The sequence below is a fragment of the Moraxella bovis genome (assembly GCF_002014975.1).
GTDB classification, from domain to species: Bacteria; Pseudomonadota; Gammaproteobacteria; order Pseudomonadales; family Moraxellaceae; genus Moraxella; species Moraxella bovis.
Genome location: NZ_MUXV01000089.1, coordinates 1 through 5,447, shown reverse-complemented (window position 1 = coordinate 5,447; position 5,447 = coordinate 1). Strand labels below are relative to the sequence as shown.

At 42.9% G+C, this 5,447-nt stretch carries 5 protein-coding genes; 3 read left to right on the top strand and 2 right to left on the bottom strand.

The window, feature by feature from the left end; genetic code table 11:
- Positions 1–202: 202 nt before the first annotated feature.
- Positions 203–1,672 carry a M16 family metallopeptidase gene (locus B0182_RS13450; RefSeq protein WP_078275401.1) on the bottom strand — a complete coding sequence of 490 codons (1,470 nt, stop codon included), beginning with the start codon at positions 1,670–1,672 and terminating at the stop codon, positions 203–205.
- A 359-nt stretch (positions 1,673–2,031) separates the two neighbouring features.
- The gene (locus tag B0182_RS13445; protein ID WP_078275400.1) at positions 2,032–3,480 is read right to left on the bottom strand and encodes a M16 family metallopeptidase; all 1,449 of its coding nucleotides are present in this window, start codon (positions 3,478–3,480) and stop codon (positions 2,032–2,034) included.
- A 578-nt stretch (positions 3,481–4,058) separates the two neighbouring features.
- Here B0182_RS13445 and B0182_RS13440 point away from each other — a divergent pair.
- From B0182_RS13440 to rpiA, 3 genes are all read left to right on the top strand, one after another.
- Complete coding sequence (locus tag B0182_RS13440) at positions 4,059–4,322, top strand: type II toxin-antitoxin system Phd/YefM family antitoxin (protein WP_065255890.1); 264 nt, start codon at positions 4,059–4,061, stop codon at positions 4,320–4,322.
- On the top strand, positions 4,297–4,605 hold the full coding sequence (locus B0182_RS13435) for a type II toxin-antitoxin system RelE family toxin (RefSeq protein WP_078275399.1): 309 nt from the start codon (positions 4,297–4,299) through the stop codon (positions 4,603–4,605). Before B0182_RS13440 ends, B0182_RS13435 begins: the two co-directional genes overlap by 26 nt.
- A gap of 107 nt (positions 4,606–4,712) precedes the next feature.
- Positions 4,713–5,402 (top strand): ribose-5-phosphate isomerase RpiA, encoded by a 690-nt coding sequence (rpiA, locus tag B0182_RS13430; RefSeq protein WP_078275398.1) that lies wholly within the window; start codon positions 4,713–4,715, stop codon positions 5,400–5,402.
- The last annotated feature ends 45 nt before the right edge of the window (positions 5,403–5,447 follow it).

Here is a 5,447-nt window from a genome sequence, read left to right as displayed (position 1 = left end):
TTAAGTTGAGAGTGGGGTATTCTATTGATTTTTATTTGCCAATTTTATCTTTATTTTATTTAAAAAAATAGGTATGGTTAATTTACGATTTAGGTACATGGGGGTAAATTTAATTTATCCAAATTGATATATTACATTGAAAAATTTAAATTTTCCTCTACGCATTTATCCAAAAATAAATCATTTCTTTTTAAACAATATTTTAATCAACCTTTTTCGACCCTTTTTTATTATCTTGTTTAAACAAACTTGATAAATCAGGTTTTTCTTTACCAATGGTAACGATGATAAATTCATCAGGGCGGATATAGGTATTTAGCGATTGATTGACCGCATCCAATGTCGCCTTGTCTAGTCGCACCAGATAATCAGTGATATGACTGTCGGGCAAATTATCATAACCCAAATGGCTTGCCGTGCTATGAATGGCTGAGTTGGTGGCAAGGCTCATGGGATAGGCGTATTTGCGACTGGTGCGTTCTAGGTTAAATTCGCTGTCTTTTATGCCATTTTTTCTTGTTTTTTCAATGACTTGTAAGGTTTTGATGATTGCTTCTTTGGCTTTGTCGGTCTGAGTAGAAAAACTGATACGATAATAACCCCGCTCATCAAATGTCGTCATACCGCCCGTAATACCATAGGTGTAGCCGTGCTTGTCTCGGATTTCTTTCATGAGATACGCATTAAAATCGCCCCCTGCCAGTACGCTGTTGGCAAGGCTAAAACTGGTGCGGTTTTGTAGCTCCACAGGATCTTTGGTCTTTTTTTCGCCCATGTGTCCGATATAGACGTGCGTTTGGGTGCTATCATAGGGGATATGGACGTGCTGTGGCTTGGGGGCGATGGGCGTGGGCAAGTCGGTGGCTCTCTCGCCTTGGGGCAAGGCATTTATCAGGCGTTTGGCGATGGTGCGTGCGTCATCGGCACTGATGTCGCCTGTGATGGCGATGTGGGCGTTGCCTTTGGTTAAGTATTTGTTTTTATAGGCGATTAGGTCATCTCGGCTAATGCTCGCCACGCTCTGTTGTGTTCCGCCTGTGGGGATGGCGTAGGGGTGTGTGCCGTATAGGGTTTTTAAAAATTCAACACTTGCCAGATGGCTTGGGTTTTGTTTGGCACGCTCAAAACCGATGTCCGCTTGGGCTTGGTTGCGTTTTAGGATAGTTTCATCAAAACGGGGGTTTTGTATCATGTCGGCAAACAAATCAAGGGCAGGATACAGCTCTTTGTCGTCCGACAAACTTCTAAACGCATAAACAAACGTGTCTCGGTAGGCAGTCGCCCCAAATACCACGCCCAGCAGTTCGGCTTTTTCGGCAAATGTGTTCTCGTCTAGGTGGGTTGTGCCTTGGGTCATCATGGTGGCGGTCATGCCAGCAATGCCGTAGCCGTCCGCTCGTATGGTGTCATCCTTGGCAGAACCACCCTTAAAGGTCAAGCTAATGTCCAAAATCGGTAATTCATCAATGGGCGTAAAAATCACAGGCACGCCGTCCACGTCAAACCGCTCCATGTGTGGGATTTTTAAGTCCAGTGGCTTGTCATCTTTTAGGCTGTCAAGCATGGGCAAGGGCTTATCGCTTGGGGCGACAGGGGCATGATGATGACCGTCCGCCCATGTGATGTGGCTGATAAGCAATAAGGTTAAGGCAATTGGGGTAAGTTTTTTCATGAGATTTCCTGATATTGGGTTGGGGTTTTAATTGTTGATTTTATACAAATCATTTTTATTTAAATTGATTGTCATGGTTAATTTTGGAAAAATGTCTTGTTCATTTTTTAAATATCCAAATTTAATACAGCTAACAAAATTGAATTTTGCTACGGAAACCGTTCGCCACAAGCTTGCCTTCAGGTCAGTTTCCGTCATGGTTCGACTTAGCTCACCACGAACGGAAACCGTGGTGCTTTTTCATTTTGTAGAGTGTATCAATTTATCTTTTAAATAAAATGATTTTGGTAAAATTTAATTTTTTATTTAAATTTTGCCCATAATTTTTTATCAACTTTTCAAACCCCAAAAATAATCTATTATTCATCTTTTGGCAAAATATAGGCACTATACATACGCTCATCGCTTAGGTATTTTTTGCCTGCGTTTTTAATTTCATCGGTGCTAATGGTGGGTAGGATTGCCAATTCTTCTTGGATTTTGCCAAAAGGGATATTTTCATTTTTTAGCATCCCCAATAAACTTGCCTGCCCTGATACACCTTCGGACGCAAACACCAAGGCGGTTTTTGTGGCAACCATAGAACGGTCAAGCTCTTTTTGGTCAATGGGGTCGGTCATGGTGCGTTTTATCTCATCTAAGACAAGGCGTTTGGTTTCATCAAGGCTCACCCCTGCTTTTGGCGTTGCCATGACCATAAAAAAGCCGTCCCCATAGCCTGTACTGTCGTAACTACTATGTACAGACGTAACGAGTTCTTTTTTGACCAAATTTTTGGCAAATCGCCCAGACGCTCCGCCACTTAGCACGTCATCAAACAGCCCCAATGCCAACAGCTCTCGCTCATTGTCGGCGGTGTGGCGGTTGGTGAGTTTTAGGCTAGATAAAGTAGGGGCTTGCCACGCCAAAATCAGCGTGGGAACTTGGACGGCTTCTTTGATGACGATATGGCGTTCGCTCACACCGCCTTTGCCTGCGTTTAGGTCATCGGCATGGATGAATTGGGCAGGGTCTCGGGCGGGTACGGGGTCGCCTTTGGGAATGTCGCCAAAATATTTTTTGATATGGGTTAGGGCATCGTCCTTGTCCACGTCGCCCACGATAACAAGCGTGGCGTTGTTGGGGACGTACCATGTGGCGTACCAGTGTTTTAGGTCATCCATGGTCAAGCTCTCAATGTCCGCCATGCTCCCGATAATGGGGCGACCCCGTGGCGTGTCGCCATAGACGAATGGTAAAAACCGCTCCCACGCTTTTGCCATGGGGTTGTCGTCCGTACGAGAACGGCGTTCTTCTTGAACAACTTGGCGTTCGCTCTGTATCTGTTCGGGTTTAAATAGGACGTTTTTCATGCGGTTGGCTTCTAGCTCCAACGCTAGGGCGTAGCGATTGGCGGGCAAAATCTCATGATAAACGGTAACGTCCGAACTGGTGTAGGCGTTATTGCTGCCACCATAATGACTGATAAGACGGCTAAATTCATCGCTGGATACCTTGGGCGTGTCCTTGAACATTAAATGCTCTAAAAAGTGCGACAATCCGCCCTTGCCCACAGGCTCATCATTCGCCCCCACGCCATACCAAATCTGGGTCATGACCACAGGGGCTCGTTTGTCTTCTTTGATGACGACTTGCAAGCCGTTGTCTAGAGTGTATTCGTGGATGTTTTGTAGGAGGCGAAGTTCGCTTGTAGGTTGAGTTTGTTCTGGCGGTACTGGATAATAGTAGAGCGTTACTTTGCTCTGACAAGCTGTCAGTAACGTCATCAATCCCAATGATAAAATAAAATGATAAAAATTTTTTTTCATGATTTGTTCCAAAATGTCATTTTCCAATCAACACGCTGGCAGTAGGACGTACACCCTGACCGTTATTGGCACTGCACGCCACAAGCGTTAGGGGCAGGCATAGGGCGATGATGAGCGTAAATTTTTTCATGACAATTCCTAATTGCAAAAGGTTATAGTTTAGCATAAGTTGGGATGGGTAGCAATTTTGGGAAAAAGATTGACAAAAAGCACTTTTAAAAGTATTATAAAAAGCACTTTTAAAAGTATTTGATTTTCCCATGAATGAACATAATGACGTACATGACATGATGATAAAATTAGAATATATAGAATATATAATAAATTCAGTCATTGAACAAACGATAAGTACCAATATAGAACATTTAAAAAACCTAAGTTTATTTCAAATATTTCTGAGTATTTTTTGCTTATTTTATTCTAAAAATATCTCCGATAAAAACTGCATACAAAATATCTTTAAAAATATTTTAAAGAAAATTCTAGATATTCGCTCACATGTTGGTTTAATATTCTTAACACCACGTCTCAATACTCCAATCTATCACTAATCCGCTCTTACCGAAAAGGTAGTTTATATGCTAAACCAAATCCATAGCCGTTATGTTGCCAGTATCAGCGATTTAAAGAAAAGCCCCATGGACACACTCGCCCACGCCAATGGCGAACCTGTGGCGATTTTAAATCGCAATACCCCTGCTTTTTATTGCGTGCCTGCGTCTTTATACGAAAAAATGTTGGACGCATTAGACGACCAAGAACTCATCAAATTGGCAAACGAACGGCAAAACCAAAAAACGGTAAAGGTAACGATTGATGACTTACGAGCCAAATTCCAATAATGATGAAAATCGTGTTTATGAATTAGAATTTAATGAAACTGCGTTAAAAGAATTTGAAACATTAAACGCCACGATTGCCGAGCAATTTTTAAAAAAGCTAGAAGAAGTGCTGTTAAATCCACACATTCCCAAGAATAAACTACACGGGGCGAATGCTAAGAATTTATACAAAATCAAACTTCGTAAGGTGGGTTATCGTTTGGTTTATGAAGTTAGGGATGATAAATTGGTGGTGCTTGTGATTACGGTGGGACGGCGTGATACGGTGTATGATAATATTTGACGCACTTATAGGCTTTGGCTCTATTTAGTATGGTAGAGCTGATTTTTTATGATTTATTTTTTGCTAAATTTAGCGTAAAATAACCCCAAATTTTTATGAGAATCATCATGTCTAACACAGCCCACACCGACCCCAAACTTGCCCAAAAACAAGCCGTTGCCAAATCCGCCCTTGCCTACATCGAAGACGGCATGATTTTGGGTGTGGGGACAGGCAGTACGGTAAACTGCTTGATTGAGCTGTTGCCACAGGTTCGCCTAAAAGGGGCGGTGGCAAGCTCACAAGTGACCGAAGATAAATTAAGAGCCTTAGGCATTGAAATTTTTGATTTAAATGCGGTGGGCGAGCTTGATTTGTACATTGACGGGGCGGACGAGATAGACGCTCATGGCAACATGATAAAAGGCGGTGGCGGTGCCTTGACCCGTGAGAAAATCGTGGCGGTAGCATCCAAACGCTTTGTGTGTATGGTGGACGACTCCAAAACAGTCACCAAACTGGGCAAATTCCCTGTGGCGGTGGAAGTACTGCCCCAAGCCCGTTCCTATGTGGCTCGTGAACTGGTCAAACTCGGGGGCGAGCCTGTCTATCGGGAAGACTTTGTCACTGATTATGGTAATGTGATTTTGGATACTTATGATTTGGACATCACAGACCCTGCCGAGCTAGAGAGTACCCTAAACAACATCGTGGGCGTGGTGTGTAATGGTATCTTTGCCAGTCAGTCGGCTCACATCATGCTAAAAGCAGGCGATGACGGCGTAAGTACGGTAAAATTTGACAAGACGACAAGATAAGGCAAATAAAAAATAAGGATTTGACATGCTCTTAATGATAGATAA

Excerpts from the sequence above, each read along its gene's own strand:
- B0182_RS13450 (WP_078275401.1), bottom strand. The coding sequence starts at position 1,672 with ATGAAAAAACTTACCCCAATTGCCTTAACCTTATTGCTTATCAGCCAC.
- B0182_RS13445 (WP_078275400.1), bottom strand. The coding sequence starts at position 3,480 with ATGAAAAAAAATTTTTATCATTTTATTTTATCATTGGGATTGATGACG.
- B0182_RS13440 (WP_065255890.1), top strand. The coding sequence starts at position 4,059 with ATGCTAAACCAAATCCATAGCCGTTATGTTGCCAGTATCAGCGATTTA.
- B0182_RS13435 (WP_078275399.1), top strand. The coding sequence starts at position 4,297 with ATGACTTACGAGCCAAATTCCAATAATGATGAAAATCGTGTTTATGAA.
- rpiA (WP_078275398.1), top strand. The coding sequence starts at position 4,713 with ATGTCTAACACAGCCCACACCGACCCCAAACTTGCCCAAAAACAAGCC.